Consider the following 16,452-nt stretch of genomic DNA (forward strand, 5'->3'; position numbering starts at 1 on the left):
TGCTAACCTTTCTGCTTCTGAGATCGTTCGTTCATCATAGTTGCTTGCTCTGGCGGACTGTTGGTGCGGCATATCGCGATGGCCTCGATCTCAACCAGCAGTTCGGGCCGGCAGAGAATAGCCTGAATGCAGGTAGAAGCTGGCAGCGGGTCGAGTTCCTCAGTGTTGAAAAACGCAGTGCGCTCTTCGTTGAAGGCTTCGTAATCGCGATCGATGTCGCGCAGGTAGCAAGTCGTGCGCACGATATCCCGCCAGGTGCATCCTTCGCTGGCAAGTAGGCCTGTGATATTTGCCAGGGTACGTCGCATCTGCGCCCGGAAATCGCCGATGTGCACGCTCCGGCCGTTTTCATCGATTGATGCTGTACCGGAGATAAGCAGAACGACAAAGCCGCCAACTTCAATCTTCATTCCGGCTCTCGCGTTCTCCAGACGGGGTAATCGACTTATCTATAGTTGGCAAGAGTTTTCATTGTCCTCATACGGCCCGGCACGTTGCTTATATGTAAACGACGCGCCGGGCCGAGGATAAGGGCTTTTCGGAAAAGCCATTTCAGCAGATTCAGCCCAGACAGTACCACGTACTGAAAGGAACTTTATGTACGCGTTGCCGGGCTTAACTGAAGTTACCGACATCCCCGTTTTTCGTGCTCCACAGAAATGAAGTACTAAGCTACCAGCGTCAGTTGTTTTTGATCGATCTTACAAAAGTGAGCCATTTTGAACATTCCAGGCACCGAGAGTTGTCATAGAGTTCTAACCGGATTGAATTTCAACCACGAAATCCCCCAGCCGAAACGCGGGGCGACGGCTTGGCACAAACAGATCGGCGAGTCGGCGCAGTGGAGGTCCAGAGACAATTCAATTCCGAAAGGAGATTCACCGTGCGAAGAATGTTCGGCCTGGCTTTGGCTGCCTTGGCATTCACCACGACATTGGTTGCGTTGGAAGCCGACAATTCTCTCGGCACCTGGAAGGTCAATCTCGCAGCATCCCGGTACACTCCGGCACCTTTACCTGTTAAAAGCCTCACTGTAGTGCGAGAAGTGTGTCCCGGTGGCGTGAAAGTTACAAGCACAGGCGAGCGGACAGATGGCACTGCGATCGACACCACCTATTCGGCAAATTACGATGGCACGCCAGCCGGGGTAACGGGCAAAGGATCACCATACGATACCGTGTCAATCAAAGAGGTAGACTCCAATACTTTCCTGTACGAAGCGAAGAACACGACCGGAAAGTATTCCGCCACCGGACGCATCGTGATTTCGGATGAAGGCAAGAAGATGACATTGACGGCCAAAGGTACTGACGCCGATGGAAAGGAGATGACACTCGCACTCGTTTATGACAAGCAGTAGGCGACGTGAAAGTCCAGGAAACAGGCGATCGCAAGACAGCAACAATTCGACCCACCAAGAGAATGTCATGAGAACGACTTCACCGTTTGCTCGGAAGATCCTATGCGTCAGGACAGATCAGAGTGTCGACCGTTCAAATCCGACCAAGAGATGCCTCCATCGTGAACAGAGTTTCCGTGAAAGCTGCCACATCTGCTTCAGGTCTCTCACAAAGAGAAGAGCACTTTACCGATTTCGCCAATTCTCATCAATCTATCCCTTGTCGCCGGCGTTGACTTGGTGTTGGTAGGCACACTTCGAAAATAGCGCCACGCCAGCTGCTGATGGCGTGGCAATCTCTAGCGGTTCTCCGATAGTTCACTATCGCGCGGAGTGACAACTGATGGATTCAGTTTTTCGCTTGCAGGTCCAATTCAGAGTGTCATCATGCTTTCCGGTTATGTTCCCGTAAAAGCCGACAGAAAAGGACCGAGTCGCTTGGCCGCTAGCCGCCAAGACTGTCTGAGATTCGCCAGACTTTGGGCAAAACAGAACATCAGCGCGCCCATCTGTCTGGCAGGCTCGGTATTCCCCGGTGAGCCAGTCTCCGCTCATGTGCACATCAATAATGCGGGTTTGAGGAATCCATCCAATATGCTTGAAATATCCCCACCCATACCAACCGAGCCAGATCACCACACCTATTACAAACAGGAAACTGATGCCTTGCGCAAGGCTCTTGAGCTCAGAAGACCCTTCCTTAGGGGCTTCTGACTCCGCTAGGTCTCGTTCTTCAAATTCCGCCATGACTGATCGTCCAATTGTTTTTACTTGGTCGGGAATAGCGTTGCCGTTGACTCTAGGACCATCCCTGCCGTGTTTCAGATTCCTGCAAACGATACATAATCCGCCACACTTCATGGAGCGCGTCGGTGTACTCGGCTCCGTCCCGCCCCATGCGCTGAGCAACTTCATTCTTGAAGTTGTCCCACTTTTGCTCTTCCGCCATTTCTTGAAGGGCTGCAACCCAGACGGATTTCGGCGCGATCAGCCGATAACCATAATCGCGATTCGGCGGAGAAAGGATCTTCGAACTGGCAAGCTGCGGGCACCGTTTCTGAAGGTTTTGGAGATGATCTTTGCACCTCGCTCGCACCATCAACGTGTCGGGATCAAGAGCTCCGTCAGGCTTGCTGGCACATGCAACTGAGTAAAAACCATAGATGGAAAAGATCCACATTTCACACCTCACAGCTACTTCAAGTGGTTCTTCAGCCCATCAGGATACTCCTTCTCTTAACTGGCGGTTTCCGGATTGCGCGTCATCCGTCCCGAATCAGATCTCCGCTTTAATGCTGCGTGTCCCCGAGCCTGCTGGTTTGTGTATGTAGAGAGGGCGCGCCGCAGTGCACGTCGCGCCTTGTGCAATTGGGACTTCGAGTTGCCCGAGGTGCAGTCAAGGATGGAGGCGATCTCGCTATGTTGAAAACCATGAACATCATGAAGGAGGAAGGTTCTCCGATAACCGGGCGGCAGGTTGGCAGCAGCGTGATCGATGGCCAGACGGTCAACGACCCCGATTTGTGTCAGATCACGAGTGCCGACCCCGCGCCCGATGTGTTCCTCTGGGAGGTTTGTCATCAGATGATCGAGTGAAACAACTGGCAGCACACGCTTGCGCAGGTACATGAGCACGATATTCACCGTAATTCGGTGCAGCCAAGTGGTGAAAGCGGAGTCACCGCGGAAAGATGCGAGCTTACGGTGCAACTTTAAAAAGGTTTCCTGCGTGAGGTCTTCGGCCTCTGAGAAATCATGCACCATGCGCAAGCAAATGGAGAAGACTCGCTTCTTGTGCTGCAGGTAAAGCTCCGCGAATGCGTCGTTGTCGCCGGCCCGGGCCCGCGCCAGAACATCGTCCTGGATCGATTTAGCCGGAGGCGCGAGCCCCGTGCGCTCCGAGGCCCAGGTTCTAGTTGGATAGAGCGATGAAGTGGGAAGGGTAGAGGCCGCCATATTCCTCCAGTGCGGACTCGGCCACTATCCGGGGATCCGCAAACTTTGTGCTCGGACTTGCCTTGCTCGAAGGGGCAGTTCAAGCAGTCGAATGGATAACCGTAAATCAGTGCGACAGTAGCGTCAGTTAGTCAACGGTTTTTGCAGGCGTGCGGCTTTGCCAACTCGATAGGCATATCCGACGATCCGTGTTTAAAAGTTGCTCACCACCTTGCGAGGCGTTTGTGCCATATTGGTCGGTTTCCACTCATTTAAGTAGAGATTTCGGAGCTCCTCGTCGGACGGCATGAGAGGATTCTGGTTCGACAGAGGTGGCGCAGAGAAGGTGTCAGAGTCGGACTCTATCGGCCGTTCTGGTGAGAACAGCCCTCGGATCGATCCGCCAACGGCATTCTGGTGTGATTTGCCGCGGAAAGTAATACGCTGCTCAGCGGTGCCGAGACTACGGGCACTTAAATCTGCATAGCGCTCGTAAAGATTGCTCGACCCGTCTTTGTCGTCGCAGCTGGAGCTTTGCCGGAGGGAATAGGGTTTGTGGTCAGCGCCCAAGGCACGAAGGGACACCACTGTTCTCCAGCGTTTGTCAAGGAATGCCGATAAAGCAAAAATGATAATGAGGAACAGAGCAAAGCCACCAATGATGAGTTGGGTATTCGTGAAATGGACGTACATTGCGTTCTCCATTGCATTGAATGTCCGCAACGGCAAGATGGACATTGCGGTGGCCGTTAGGTACCACAAGAATTGTGACGTGGGAGGCTTCACAAGACTGTTCAGAATTGATCAGGTCCGAAAATCAGAGGATAGGCCTGTGTTTGGTTTTCTCGAAGCAGATCAACATTGAGATATAGCCATTAGCCGCAGGTCAGGGATAAGTTAGGCACTTTCATCTTGTTGCTTCGAGGTTGAGGCGGGTGAGCTATATCGAGCAGACAAGGGGGATATGGTGCTGTACGGTGAGCCGGAGTGAAAGAAAGGCAACCCATGAGAGATGAAGTGGTTCAAGAAGCCCCCAGAACGCATTCCGGCGCGCTGTTGGCAGCGATTTCAGTGGCGATACTTTTGGGACTGGGTGGGATTATCTGGAGCTATACGCTGAACAGCAAACTGGCTACTCAGCAACAGGCTCTGGCTGATATGACGGCGCAGAACAACAAACTGGCGGCCGCACAGCAGGAGACCGATGCGCGATTGAATGTCGCCACGGACGAGTTGAAGACCTCGCTCGGCCTGACGCAGAAGCAACTGGATACAAGGGCGGCGGCGTCGCAGGTCCGCGAGGTTCGTGGGGAGCAGACGACAGCACGCCTGGCAACCGCGCAGCAGCAGACAGCGGGGCAGGTGGCCGCAGTGCAAACGGATGTTGGCGGCGTCAAAACCGATGTGGCAAAGACGCAGAGTGACCTGGCCGAAACCAACAACAATTTGACGTCGATGAAAGGCGATCTGAACGGCCACAGCACCCTGATTGCGCGTAATGCCGATGAACTGGAGATTTTGAAGCACAAGGGCGACCGGAACTATAACGAGTTCACGCTGGTAAAGGGACAAAAGAAGCAGGTCGGGACAGTTAGCTTGGAATTGAAGAAAGCAGACTCAAAGAGGAGCAAGTACACTCTCACCGTCTTTTCCGACGACAGGCAGTACGAAAAAAAGGACAAGAGCCTGAACGAACCGCTTCAGTTCTACAGCGGCAAAGTGCCAATGTTATTTGAGATTGTGGTCAACAACGTGAGCGCTAAGAACACGGTGACCGGCTATCTGTCTTCTCCGAAGGGTACGCCGGAACCGACGGTGGTTGCCGAACGTTAGGTCAACATAAGCGAACCTCCTTGGTGTCTGCCACCTGGGGAGTAGTTCAACCGGAAAGGTGAGGTAACAGAAGGGTCAGGCTATCTGGCTTCTTGCGAATCACGCCTAGAGACCAGTTTTGGGCCCTTTGGCGTCATCCGGCGAGATTCTGATCATGCAGAATCACGTTCAGCAGGGATTTATGGACCCGGATGCGCTCCTTGTATTCAATGAATCCAAGCCGGCGAAAGCGATTCATAAAGAAGCTGACTCGGGACCGTGTTGTGCCGATCATTTCGGCGAGGGTCTCCTGCGAGATCTTGGGAATCAGTGCTTCCGGCTCGCCTCGCTGGCCGAATTCGGCCATGAGCAAAAGAACCCTGGCGAGACGCCTTTCGCAGTCGTTGAAAAGCTGATCGACCAGATCGGCCTGAATGCGCATGCTGCGCTCCAAAAGAAACTTCATGAAGAGTTCAACGAACTCATTCTCTTCGTGCATAACCCTGATCATCTCTTCTCGGGTGATTTTGAGAGCGGTACAGGCGGTGATGGCCGTAGCGGAGGCCAGGCGGAGCCCAGGCATCGCGGCAAGCGCTTCTTCACCCACAAAGGCGGGTGGGGTTAGGAGCGCAATGGTTGCTTCTCTACCGATTCTGGAAACGACAGTGACTTTTGCGCGGCCTTCTTGAAGATAGAAAACAGAATCGGCGGGGTCACCCTGAGAAAAGAAGAACTCCTTTGGTTGCAGTCGAACTACTCTTCGACCAAGACCTGCGCTGGCCAGAAAAGCCGCTGAATCGAATACATGGGGAGCAGAAAGAGTCATCTTTGCCACCTTTCGGCGCTGCTACTTTGCACGCAGATCGCACAGGCAAGGAACCCGAGGCTCGACTCAACTGCTGCCAATGCCCCATTCCGAGAATGGCAGGAGTGAACTGCAGATGATTATAGACCTTATGTCGGACAGCAGACAAAGAACCGCTCTGCTTTCTTTCGATGTAACCTTGTCGTGATCGCGGCTGGCGGCGGATTCTTCCGAATAGTGTTAGCTCGGCACGCCGCAGGATTGACTGGCGTAATCAATAAAGACCGTATCGCACACATGATCTTGCTCATGTTGCGCGAGATCGGTTTCATTCTGGACCGAGGCAACTGTTGCATAGCACGAGATGCAAACTGAATCGTGCGAACCATCCCTATTGTGCCTGTGAGGAAAACGGCAGGTCAGTTGCGAATCCATCATGCGCTCCATTCAACATTCAGACTTGAGAGCTGGTTGCTGCATGAGACTCAGCCGAGGCCACTGATCTGGTTCGAATAGGCCGATCTGCATTTTCATTCAGGCTTTCCGCAGAAATGGAAAACGATCGCTGGGACCAAGGTAGCCACCAGTCATTTCTGTAGAGTGAGGGATGTCTCTCGGGTGTTTCCGGCGGAGGTGGCCTTAATCCTTCCTCCGCTTCGAGTTCAACAATGCGGCAACGAAGGTAAGCTTTGAGGTTTTCGATCGAAACGGGGTCCTGGTTAGGATAGGAAGTTCCTTCAACTTTTTGGAGAAGCTGGCAAATCACCTCTAGAAGGCTCGGCGACGATGGGGAGTTCATCTTGCTCGTCTTTCTATCCCGGGGGCGTGACGAAAACTCGAACTCGTCAGAGTTATCACTCTTTGTCTCCTTTGAGACTCAACGTTGGGGGGAAAGAAATAATGTAGCGGTTGCTCAATGAGCGACGCTGGTCGATTTTGAACACTGTTCAACTTTTCCTGCGAGATCAGCTAGATGCCCTGCTGTGGTCGGGCCCTTCGCAAGCTTTCAAGTTCGGTCGTGTGGTGACCCAACCGGAACGTGTCCAGCAGTTCGCAGAAAGACACCGTCGACTCCCCCAGAAACTTCGAAGTCAGCGGGATCATGAAATGCTTCTGGCGAAATCGATGCGTTTCGCCGTCCCCTCATACCCCCGTACTTTCGCGACTGCCGCTTTGGCTATCCGTCTTCTGCTTTTGCATTCTGCGCAAACGAAGGACGCCACAGACGGGACGATGTCCCGGCCAACGGATAAGTGGCTGCTTTGCCGCGCAGACAGCGAAATTCAAATGACGCGGGCCATGAGCGAACTGCAAATAGGCTCCATATGCGGCTACGCTGTGGCTGAAGCAGATCGACAGCCGGGCCGAGTCCCTCCGAAGCAGCCAAGACAAAGGGATGTTCGAAACGAGCCTAAATCCTGAATCTGTATAAAAGTGAACAGAAAAGGCTGTTGATCTGCAGACATACTTAGAACCTATTCCTCCATGCAGAGCTTCAGGAAACCTGCGTTAGCAGTAGCGACAGACGATGCCGGAGAGCGGCACTTCGAACATAACGCGAAGGACAGCCGGATATCCGGTAAATCCTTGATTCTCGCGACAGGAGTTTACCGTGGATTCGAAATCTACGCACACCGTGAGCACCGCGGAATCCGGTAACGGAAGTAGAGTATCGCCGGTTGCCACGACGGCTAAGCCGGCAGGACTGCTTGCAACAGGCATAGTTGGCCTAGACGATATCCTTGGCGGAGGTTTGGCCCGCAATCACCTTTACCTGATTGAAGGCGACCCGGGTACGGGAAAAACCACCATCGCGATGCAATTCCTCATGGAAGGTGCCGCTCGTGGTCAAAAGGCTCTCTATGTCACTCTTTCTGAATCGAAGACCGAACTCTTGGAAATCGCCGAAGCTCACGGCTGGATGATTGATGGAATTGAAATATTCGAGTTGGGTCCGGATGAGAGACACCTGAAACCCGAAGCTCAATACACGGTTTTCAATCCAGCTGAAATCGAGTTGGCGGACACTACCAACGCGATGTTGTCCGAGGTCGAGAGAATTCAACCAGAACGCATAATAATTGATTCTCTCTCTGAGTTGCGTCTATTGGCCCGAGACTCTCTGCGTTATCGCAGGCAAATTCTCGGACTTAAGCAATACTTTTCTGGTCGCAACTGCACGGTGCTATTGCTGGACGATCGCACTGCCGAACGTCACGATCTGCAACTCCAGAGCATCGCCCACGGCGTGATCATGATGGAAAGCGTGGAGCGCGAGTACGGCATCAAGAGACGCCGACTCGAAGTGAAGAAACTGCGTGGGTCACGTTTCCGCGAGGGCTTTCATGACTACTGCATCAGGCGGGGGGGCGTGGAAGTTTATCCGCGCCTCGTGGCATCTGAGCACCTTCTGGCTCTCGAGCCGACGAAGCTGAAGAGTGGCATCGCGGCACTTGATACATTGCTCGGGGGAGGCATTGATAGCGGCACGAGCACCCTTTTGCTTGGGCCCGCCGGTTGCGGAAAGTCCACCATTGCGGCTCTCTACGCGGTGTCTGAGGTGGAACGCGGCGGGAGCGCGGCACTTTTCGCCTTCGATGAATCACTCGCGACTCTGTTGATTCGGGGAAAAGGTCTGGGGCTGGATATCAAGAAGCATGTCGACTCTGGCAAATTCTCTCTCCGCCAGGTGGATGCCGCGGAGCTCTCGCCTGGTCAATTCATTCATGAGGTCCGCCAACTGGTGGAAAAGAACGATCTGAAGCTGTTGATCATTGATAGTCTAAATGGCTTTCTGAATGCGATGCCCGACGAGAAGTTCCTGGCGATGCAACTCCACGAACTACTGGCGTATTTGAGCCAGAAGGGAGTTGCAACGCTGATGACCGTTGCCCAGCATGGGTTTGTGGGGGCGAACATCGATACGCCTGTTGATGTTAGCTATTTGGCGGACACTGTGCTGCTGTTTCGATACTTCGAGGTGGCGGGCGAGGTGCGGCAAGCGCTTTCTGTAATCAAAAAACGCAGCGGCGAGCATGAACGTACAATTCGTGAATTGGTGATGAAGAACGGGGCAATTGGAGTAGGGAATATATTGACGGAATTCGAAGGCGTGTTGACCGGTGCTCCCACTTATCGCGGCGGAACGGACAACCTGCGGTTGACTAGATTGCATGAAAATCCGGGTGCAACAACGTGACCGGTCGGGAAAATGAACTCCGCGTCCTCGTAGTTGCTCCTACGGGGAGAGATGGTGTTCTGATATGCAATCTCCTTGCAAGTAAGGGCATTCCCTGCGTCTCGCTGGCAACGGCGGAAATGGCTCTAGTCGAATTTGGCTCAGGCGCCGGTGCATTGATTCTGGCAGAAGAAACCCTCACCCTGCCCGCAATCTGCCTTTGGGCGACACGAATTACTGAACAACCTTCGTGGTCCGATTTTCCCCTGATCCTCCTTACATCGGGCGGGGAAGTCGATGAAGAGAGTCGCCGGAGAATGCGCGTTCGAGAACCTCTTGGAAACGTGGTGTTATTAGAGCGACCCGTTCGACCTGAGACATTCATCAGCACTGTCCAGGCGGCATTGCGCAGCCGTGGCCGCCAATATCAGATGAGAGAACAGATAGCCAAAAATCATGCCGCAGAAGAATCAATCCGGAGATCGGAGAAACTGGCCGTTGCCGGGCGTCTCGCTGCAAGCATTTCACATGAAATCAATAATCCACTCGCATCTGTGACAAATCTGCTCTACCTGATTGGCACCTCCTGTTCGCTGGAAGAGGCGAAGCAGCACAGAGTGAGTGCGGCAAACGAGTTGGCGCGAATATCCGAAATCGTGACACAAACCCTTAGGTTCTACCGCGAACCGAGCAAACCGTCCTTGGTGCGACTCTCAGAAATCGTGGATTCCGCTCTCATCCTCTACAGGGCCAAATTAGCGTGGGCCGATATCTTGATTGAAAGGGACTTCCGAGAGTGTTCGCCGATTGTTGCGAGGGCAGGCGAACTTCGCCAGGTGATTTTAAACCTGATCGGAAATGCACTCGACGCTTCAGATCGAGGAGGGAGACTCAAGATCCGAGTCTCCAACACACACGAACGCAGGAATGGGGCGCGTGCCGGCGTTCGATTGACCGTGGCAGACACCGGATCTGGAGTGTGCCCTGAGATCATGAAGACGCTCTTTGAGCCGTTTGTCAGCACAAAGGACGACACCGGGACAGGGCTCGGCCTCTGGATAAGTTCTGAAATTGTCCAAAGACACAGCGGAAAGATTCAGATGAGAAGCAGTGCAATTCCTCAATCTTCCTGGACAGTTTTCTCCATCTTTCTGCCACTGAACCAAACCGGCGGCAATCACACACTTACAGAGGTATCCACGATTCTGGACGGGAAAAGTCAGGAATCTCATTCCGACTCACCACCTGCAATGCCTTTGCCGATGCAGCGCGAGATGGTGACGTAGACAGCTACGGAACTCCCACGGCACGGCGATCTAGTTAAGCGTATGCTTGGAGGTAGTTTTCATTCCTCCTCTCGCCTTTTGCATTCCAGGCTTCGCTCCAGACGAGTGTCTTCCAAGCAAGCAACCGAACGACTGGAGCTGCCATGAGTCTCATCAAAAAGGCGGATGTGAAGAATCATTTATCTACTCGCCACCGGACTGAGATACATCTATATCGACCTGAAGATGAGCCAAAGGCAGCAAGTGTTGTAGATGAGAAAACTGCGGACACGGCTGTTGATAACAGTGCTTCTGTTAAAGATCCCCTCGATCCACCTGCTCCAGGCACCCTGGAAACAGCTTCGTTACGTCCCGGTCTCGCTGTTGTCTCAACCGAATCAAGAAGCGCGAAAGAGTGACAAAGCATTCTGTCTTCCTGCGCAACGGCTGCATTCTGCCGGATGAAGTTGACCCACAGAGAGTACCTTTCGGGGATAACTGGACACAGATTGAAAGGATCGAAGCGCCTGCCTTCGATGCGATGATCCGGCGCGCGCGTTGGCATTTCATATGGGTGCAGGGAGCATGTTCCCGAAGCGGATTCGGATCAACAGAAGACAGCGCCACTCGTCGAGCCCTGGCTCGTGCACTAAAAGGAGTTGCGCAGCGCTTCAACGCAGCCGAGTTTGATTCTGTCAGGATCACTCATTATCCAGGCTTTTACCTCGCCAATGTGACTATGCAATCCCGAAAGATTCAGCGAAACACACCACTGGACACTTCAGAAGAAGGTCCTTCGCGGGCGATTCTCACACAATAAGTCGATCGAGCGGCTGAATCGAACAATGATTGCCAAGGGCGATGTTTTCCGTGGAATCCGTGCGATTCGTCATTCCATCTCAAATCAAATCGAAAGCAGGGATCATGTCCCTTCCAGAAACACCAAACAATCTAAATCAAGTCGATCAAGCTTTTCCGGCGACTTCACAAGCAGTCGAAATGAAAGCGTGTACTACCCTTGCCTCTGCCTACCCGTATTGCCTTTGTGGGAAATTACTTGCCGCGCGAATGTGGCATCGCAACGTTCACCACCGATCTCTGTACAGCCCTGGCAACCGAATTTGGTGAAGGCCGCCTGTTTGCAATTCCGGTCAACGATCCTGACTCGAGCTATGAATACCCTGAGCAGGTTCGCCTCGAACTTGACCAGGAGGATCTCGCGACGTACGAACGGGCTGCGGAATTCCTGAACTTCAATGGCAACGACATTGTTTGCCTGCAGCATGAATATGGCATCTTTGGAGGTGCCGCCGGCCGATATATCCTCGTGCTTCTTCGCAAGTTGAAGATGCCGTTGGTTACAACACTGCACACCGTTCTCCGGGAACCCGATGCAAATCAACGCATTGTCCTCGAAGAAATCGCCCAATTGTCAGATCGCCTGGTGGTGATGAGCGAACTGGCTGCACAACTTCTTCGCGAAGTCTACGCAGTCCCAAGCGGAAAGATCGATGTAATTCCACACGGCGTTCCCGACCTGCCGTTTATGGACCCTAATTACTTCAAGGACAAGTTTGGTACCGAAGGCAAGTCAGTCTTGCTCACGTTCGGACTTCTATCTCCAAACAAAGGAATTGAAAATGTCATTCGGGCGTTGCCTTCAATTCTGGAGCGCCATCCCAACGTCGTTTACATCGTGTCGGGTGTTACGCATCCTCATATTCGGCGACGCGAGGGCGAACGGTACCGTGAAAGCTTACAGGCGCTGGCCGAACAGCTTGGCGTAAGCGATCACCTGATACTCAACAATCGTTTCGTGAGCGCAGAAGAGCTCGTGGAGCACGTAGGTGCCGCAGACATCTACATCACTCCCTACAGGCAAGAGGCGCAGGTTGTATCTGGAACGCTGGCCATCGCACTCGGAGCTGGTAAAGCAATCGTGTCTACGCCTTACTGGCATGCAAAGGAACTGCTAGCGGATAAGAGAGGCGTCCTGGTTCCATTTGAAGCTCCGAACGCCATCGCTGAAGCAGTGATCGCACTGCTCGAGAACGATGCAGAACGCCACGCGATGCGTAAGCGAGCCTATCTTTACTCCCGTGGAACGACGTGGCCCAAGACGGCAAAGGCGTATATGGCTAGTTTTCAGCGGGCGCGGTTTGAGCGCTCTTTGCAGCCGAAAGCTACGAACCCCGACGATCTTGCTATTATTCCGACCGCATCTTTGGGACACCTGCCCGTTCTGCGCAGCGAACATATTGTGGCAATGACAGACGATACCGGGATGTTGCAGCATTCAATCTTCTCTGTGCCGAATGCACGCGAGGGTTACACAACAGATGACAACGCACGTGCGCTCATTGTGTCCACTCGTCTGGCCTGTGGCGCGATGGATGGCGGCCCTATCAAATATGCGAGTCTTTCTCGCCGTTATCTTTCGTTTCTCTGGCTGGCATTCAATTCTGATACTGGGCGCTTCAGGAACTTCATGGGCTACGACCGCAAATGGCTTGAAACGGTTGGTTCAGAAGATAGTCATGGACGCGCTCTATGGGCTCTGGGAACTGTTCTTGGCCAGTCGCAGGATGCTGGACTGCGCGGAGCCGCAGGAAGACTCTTTGAGGGTGCCGTACCTGCGGCCCTGAAGTTCACCAGCCCTCGCGCATGGGCTTTCAGCGTGCTTGGAATTCAGGCTTATCTCGGTCGGTTTCCCGGCGACAGAGCAATGCAAGGCGTTCGCAACGAGCTCGCCAATCGCCTGCTGAATATCTACGAGCGCAGCAGCAACGGCACCTGGCACTGGTTTGAGAAGAGTCTTTCCTATTCGAATGCACGTTTGCCCCAAGCACTGATTCTTGCCGGATGGTGCAGCAATAACAAAAGAATGGTTGAGGCGGGAATCGAAGCGCTTGAGTGGCTGGCAGCCGTGCAGCATCGCGGAGATCCTGAAATCTTTGTACCCATTGGCTCCAACGGATTTTACGTCGAGGGCGAAGACAAGTCTCGCTTTGACCAGCAACCAGTCGAAGCCTGTGCAATGATCTCCGCCTGTCTCGAAGCCTACAGGCTTACGCATGAGGAACAGTGGCGCACCGAAGCCGGGCGAGTCTTCGGTTGGTTCCTCGGTAAAAACGATCTGCAGGTTCCGCTCTACGACCCCACCACGGGCGGATGCAGAGACGGACTTCATCCAGATCGCGTCAATGAAAACCAGGGTGCCGAATCGACGCTCTCATTTCTGATGGCCCTGCTCGACATGCAGGCATCGACCGGAACAAGCGCAGAAGAAACGTATCGCGAAATGAGTGCCTCCTGTTGAATCCGATAATCGCCCCGAGCCCCCTCAATGGTTCTTTTGAAGCTACCGAACAGAATGCATGTTCCGAGATCCCTCTGTTCACGCGCTATAGCTTGAATCCTATTCTCAACAGGGATAACTGGCCGTATCCGATTAACAGCGTATTCAACGCGGGTGCCGTCAGACTCGCCGACGGAGAAACACTCCTCTTGTGTCGCGTGGAGGATCGCCGCGGCCTTTCTCATCTTTGTGCCGCACGTTCCGCAAATGGTATCGACGGATGGCACGTCGATCAGGAGCCTACACTGGCTGCGAATCCGCACGAATACCCGGAGGAAATCTGGGGCATCGAAGATCCTCGTATCACCTACGTTCCCGAGCTTGAACAGTACGCAGTCGCCTACACATCATTTTCGCGTGGAGGTCCCGGCGTTTCGCTAGCACTTACAAGGGACTTCAGGAGCTTTGAGCGATTCGGCGTCATCATGCCGCCTGAAGACAAGGACGCCGCGCTGCTTCCACGGAGGATCAACGGTCATTGGGCAATGATCCACAGACCTGTCACGACCCTCGGAGCGCACATGTGGATTTCCTACTCACCGGATTTACGGCATTGGGGCAGCCACAAGATCATCCTTGAAGCTCGCCGTGGCGGATGGTGGGATGCAAACAAGATCGGGTTATGTTCCCCGCCGATTGAAACGGCGAAGGGCTGGCTCACGATTTATCACGGTGTTCGGAATACCGCTTCAGGAAGCATTTATCGTCTGGGCCTCGCGCTATTTGATCTCGACAGACCCGACGTCTGCCTGGAGCGAGGCGACTCCTGGATGTTCGGCCCTGAAGCTCCCTATGAACGCAGCGGTGATGTGAGCGATGTAGTCTTTCCCTGTGGACAAACGATCGGTGCCGATGGAGACACAATCAATCTTTATTACGGTGCGGCGGATTCCTGCATGGCAATGGCGACAGGGAGCATACGCGCTCTCCTCGCGTGGCTCCAAAAGCACCCCAGTGCGGACCAATTAGCTGGTCGCTAAAAGGGTGACTACTCATGCGAAAGGAAGAGTGGGAATATGGATGTGAAAAGTAGGCACTGGCCCAACTGGGCAATGCAGGTGCTTTGGATACGATGCAAATGTCCGCGCTGTAACTCGATCCAATTCAAGCAAGCGGAGTTGCGTCCGTTCGATAAATTGCTTTGCTTCTTACCATTTCACGCGGTGCGATGCATGTTCTGCTGGCGCCGCTACTACTGGGTTACCTTTCGAGCGGCGCCTGTGGGATAAGTCGCGGATTGCCGAACCACGTTTGGACAGCGGCATTTGTGCAAGGGTAAAGTTCAGCCTATTCGACTTCTTCGCGGAGTGGCTAAGCGCATTGCTCCGCGTTCCATGCATGGCATCACTATGCGGTGGTGCAGCATGCGTGCCATGCAGCTCGCGTATCTCCACCCTTCTCGTCCGCAGGCTAATCGTCTACAGACTCCACGGCAATTCACGATGTGAGCATTAATACACAGACTCAGCATTGCCTCGCATGGAAGTCTTGTGAACGGCGTGTAACGCGTCGCCTTTTGGTCCACGCAGCCCGAGTTGGTTTCGCGCAGATTGGGTAATCGAAGGATGAATTGGCAAGAGGATCTGTATGCGCACCATCCGCATTTTGCTGGCATTTCTTGCATTGGCCATACCGGCCACTTTATTTGGACAGCTTAGAGTATCAATTTCCATCGGTCCGCCTGCATTGCCTGTATACGAACAGCCAATTTGCCCCGGAGATGGGTATCTGTGGACCCCCGGCTACTGGGCCTACGACGACAGCGTTTCCGATTACTACTGGGTCGACGGCGAATGGGTAATGGCTCCGGAAGAAGGCTTCCTGTGGACACCCGGTTATTGGGGATGGGGAGACGGTGGATATCGCTTCAACGAAGGCTACTGGGGACCAGAAGTCGGATTCTACGGCGGCATCAACTACGGCTACGGCTACTCGGGCAATGGCTACGAAGGCGGCCGCTGGGACAATGGGCACTTCTTCTATAACCGCTCTGAGAACAACGTGGATGTCTCGCGAAACCGCAACGTTTACGACGCGCCAGTCAGCAACCGCAACGAGAGCAGGATTAGTTTCAACGGTGGAAGCGGGGGCATTGACGTCCGCGCCACCAGTCAACAAGAGGCAGTCTCGAGGCAACGACATGTTGCGCCTGTCTCTGCCCAAACACAACATGCGCAGACCGCACGCGCCAATCCGGGACTCCGCGCTGCTTCAAATCATGGCAAGCCGCCGATCGCAGCAGCCACAAGGCCGGAAGCAGTCAATGAGCGGCAGGGTATCCAACCCGTGGCAAAGCCATCTGACAACGCTCAGTCAAGAACGGCCTATCATCCGAACGACCTCGCACCAATCGCGCGTCCAGCGCCAGTCAACTCTGGCAACGCCAAGGCGGACCAGAAATATGAGAAGCAGCAGGACGCACTGATCAATAAGCAGACCCAGGAACGCCAGAATCTCCAAGCCAAGCAAGACAGCGAGCATCAGCGCATGTCGCAGCAGAAGCCCAGCGATTCCCGGACTCAGCAAGTCGAGCAGAAGCACCAGCAACAGACACAACAGTTGTCTAACAAGCATGCTGCTCAGCAGCAGAATCTGCAGGCTCGGCAGCCTCAGACGAGACAAGACAATCAGAAGAATTAGGATCGCCCCGACAATAGAAACTGAATTTTTGCTGATTCAATCGCGGCTGGTTATAACCTA

Annotated in this window: 13 protein-coding genes; 8 read left to right on the forward strand and 5 right to left on the reverse strand. The window is 53.7% G+C overall.

Going from position 1 to position 16,452, the window contains the following annotated elements; translation table 11 throughout:
* Positions 1–2 precede the first annotated feature (2 nt).
* On the reverse strand, positions 3–410 hold the full coding sequence (locus P8935_RS01715; RefSeq protein ID WP_348263281.1) for a RidA family protein: 408 nt from the start codon (positions 408–410) through the stop codon (positions 3–5).
* Positions 411–883: 473 nt separating this feature from the next.
* Here P8935_RS01715 and P8935_RS01720 point away from each other — a divergent pair, with 473 nt between their 5' ends.
* Entirely contained in the window at positions 884–1,360 is a 477-nt protein-coding gene (locus P8935_RS01720; RefSeq protein WP_348263282.1) for a hypothetical protein, read from the forward strand.
* Between the two features lie 838 nt (positions 1,361–2,198).
* Here P8935_RS01720 and P8935_RS01725 read toward each other — a convergent pair.
* From P8935_RS01725 to P8935_RS01735, 3 genes are all read right to left on the reverse strand, one after another.
* Positions 2,199–2,579, reverse strand: a complete 381-nt coding sequence (locus P8935_RS01725) for a hypothetical protein (RefSeq protein ID WP_348263283.1) — start codon at positions 2,577–2,579, stop codon at positions 2,199–2,201.
* A gap of 56 nt (positions 2,580–2,635) precedes the next feature.
* A complete protein-coding gene (locus P8935_RS01730) occupies positions 2,636–3,355 on the reverse strand; it encodes a sigma-70 family RNA polymerase sigma factor (RefSeq protein ID WP_348263284.1) in 720 nt (239 codons plus the stop codon).
* Positions 3,356–3,547: 192 nt separating this feature from the next.
* Positions 3,548–4,027 (reverse strand): hypothetical protein, encoded by a 480-nt coding sequence (locus P8935_RS01735; protein WP_348263285.1) that lies wholly within the window; start codon positions 4,025–4,027, stop codon positions 3,548–3,550.
* Between the two features lie 312 nt (positions 4,028–4,339).
* Between P8935_RS01735 and P8935_RS01740 the strand changes: the two genes are divergently transcribed.
* The gene (locus tag P8935_RS01740) at positions 4,340–5,167 is read left to right on the forward strand and encodes a hypothetical protein (RefSeq protein ID WP_348263286.1); all 828 of its coding nucleotides are present in this window, start codon (positions 4,340–4,342) and stop codon (positions 5,165–5,167) included.
* Between the two features lie 133 nt (positions 5,168–5,300).
* Here the strand turns inward: P8935_RS01740 and P8935_RS01745 are convergent, their stop codons facing one another.
* Complete coding sequence (locus P8935_RS01745) at positions 5,301–5,972, reverse strand: Crp/Fnr family transcriptional regulator (RefSeq protein WP_348263287.1); 672 nt, start codon at positions 5,970–5,972, stop codon at positions 5,301–5,303.
* Positions 5,973–7,563: 1,591 nt separating this feature from the next.
* Between P8935_RS01745 and P8935_RS01750 the strand changes: the two genes are divergently transcribed.
* The 6 genes from P8935_RS01750 (at position 7,564) to P8935_RS01775 (ending at position 16,392) form a co-directional block, all read left to right on the forward strand.
* Positions 7,564–9,150: an ATPase domain-containing protein gene (locus tag P8935_RS01750; protein ID WP_348263288.1), complete on the forward strand. Its 1,587-nt coding sequence runs from the start codon at positions 7,564–7,566 to the stop codon at positions 9,148–9,150.
* Positions 9,147–10,415, forward strand: coding sequence for an ATP-binding protein (locus P8935_RS01755; RefSeq protein WP_348263289.1), 1,269 nt, complete (start codon positions 9,147–9,149; stop codon positions 10,413–10,415). Before P8935_RS01750 ends, P8935_RS01755 begins: the two co-directional genes overlap by 4 nt.
* A gap of 143 nt (positions 10,416–10,558) precedes the next feature.
* On the forward strand, positions 10,559–10,813 hold the full coding sequence (locus P8935_RS01760; protein ID WP_348263290.1) for a hypothetical protein: 255 nt from the start codon (positions 10,559–10,561) through the stop codon (positions 10,811–10,813).
* 638 nt (positions 10,814–11,451) lie between these two features.
* Complete coding sequence (locus P8935_RS01765) at positions 11,452–13,713, forward strand: glycosyltransferase family 4 protein (RefSeq protein WP_348263291.1); 2,262 nt, start codon at positions 11,452–11,454, stop codon at positions 13,711–13,713.
* The gene (locus tag P8935_RS01770; protein WP_348263292.1) at positions 13,710–14,732 is read left to right on the forward strand and encodes a glycosidase; all 1,023 of its coding nucleotides are present in this window, start codon (positions 13,710–13,712) and stop codon (positions 14,730–14,732) included. The genes P8935_RS01765 and P8935_RS01770 overlap by 4 nt, the downstream gene beginning before the upstream one ends.
* A gap of 607 nt (positions 14,733–15,339) precedes the next feature.
* On the forward strand, positions 15,340–16,392 hold the full coding sequence (locus P8935_RS01775; RefSeq protein WP_348263293.1) for a YXWGXW repeat-containing protein: 1,053 nt from the start codon (positions 15,340–15,342) through the stop codon (positions 16,390–16,392).
* The last annotated feature ends 60 nt before the right edge of the window (positions 16,393–16,452 follow it).

The sequence above is a fragment of the Telmatobacter sp. DSM 110680 genome, assembly GCF_039994875.1.
Classification (GTDB): domain Bacteria; phylum Acidobacteriota; class Terriglobia; order Terriglobales; family Acidobacteriaceae; genus Telmatobacter.

What these genes read in the sequence shown, in the direction of transcription:
- P8935_RS01715 (WP_348263281.1), bottom strand. Translation starts at nt 410, where the DNA reads ATGAAGATTGAAGTTGGCGGCTTTGTCGTTCTGCTTATCTCCGGTACA.
- P8935_RS01725 (WP_348263283.1), bottom strand. Translation starts at nt 2,579, where the DNA reads ATGTGGATCTTTTCCATCTATGGTTTTTACTCAGTTGCATGTGCCAGC.
- P8935_RS01730 (WP_348263284.1), bottom strand. Translation starts at nt 3,355, where the DNA reads ATGGCGGCCTCTACCCTTCCCACTTCATCGCTCTATCCAACTAGAACC.
- P8935_RS01735 (WP_348263285.1), bottom strand. Translation starts at nt 4,027, where the DNA reads ATGTACGTCCATTTCACGAATACCCAACTCATCATTGGTGGCTTTGCT.
- P8935_RS01740 (WP_348263286.1), top strand. Translation starts at nt 4,340, where the DNA reads ATGAGAGATGAAGTGGTTCAAGAAGCCCCCAGAACGCATTCCGGCGCG.
- P8935_RS01745 (WP_348263287.1), bottom strand. Translation starts at nt 5,972, where the DNA reads ATGACTCTTTCTGCTCCCCATGTATTCGATTCAGCGGCTTTTCTGGCC.
- P8935_RS01760 (WP_348263290.1), top strand. Translation starts at nt 10,559, where the DNA reads ATGAGTCTCATCAAAAAGGCGGATGTGAAGAATCATTTATCTACTCGC.
- P8935_RS01775 (WP_348263293.1), top strand. Translation starts at nt 15,340, where the DNA reads ATGCGCACCATCCGCATTTTGCTGGCATTTCTTGCATTGGCCATACCG.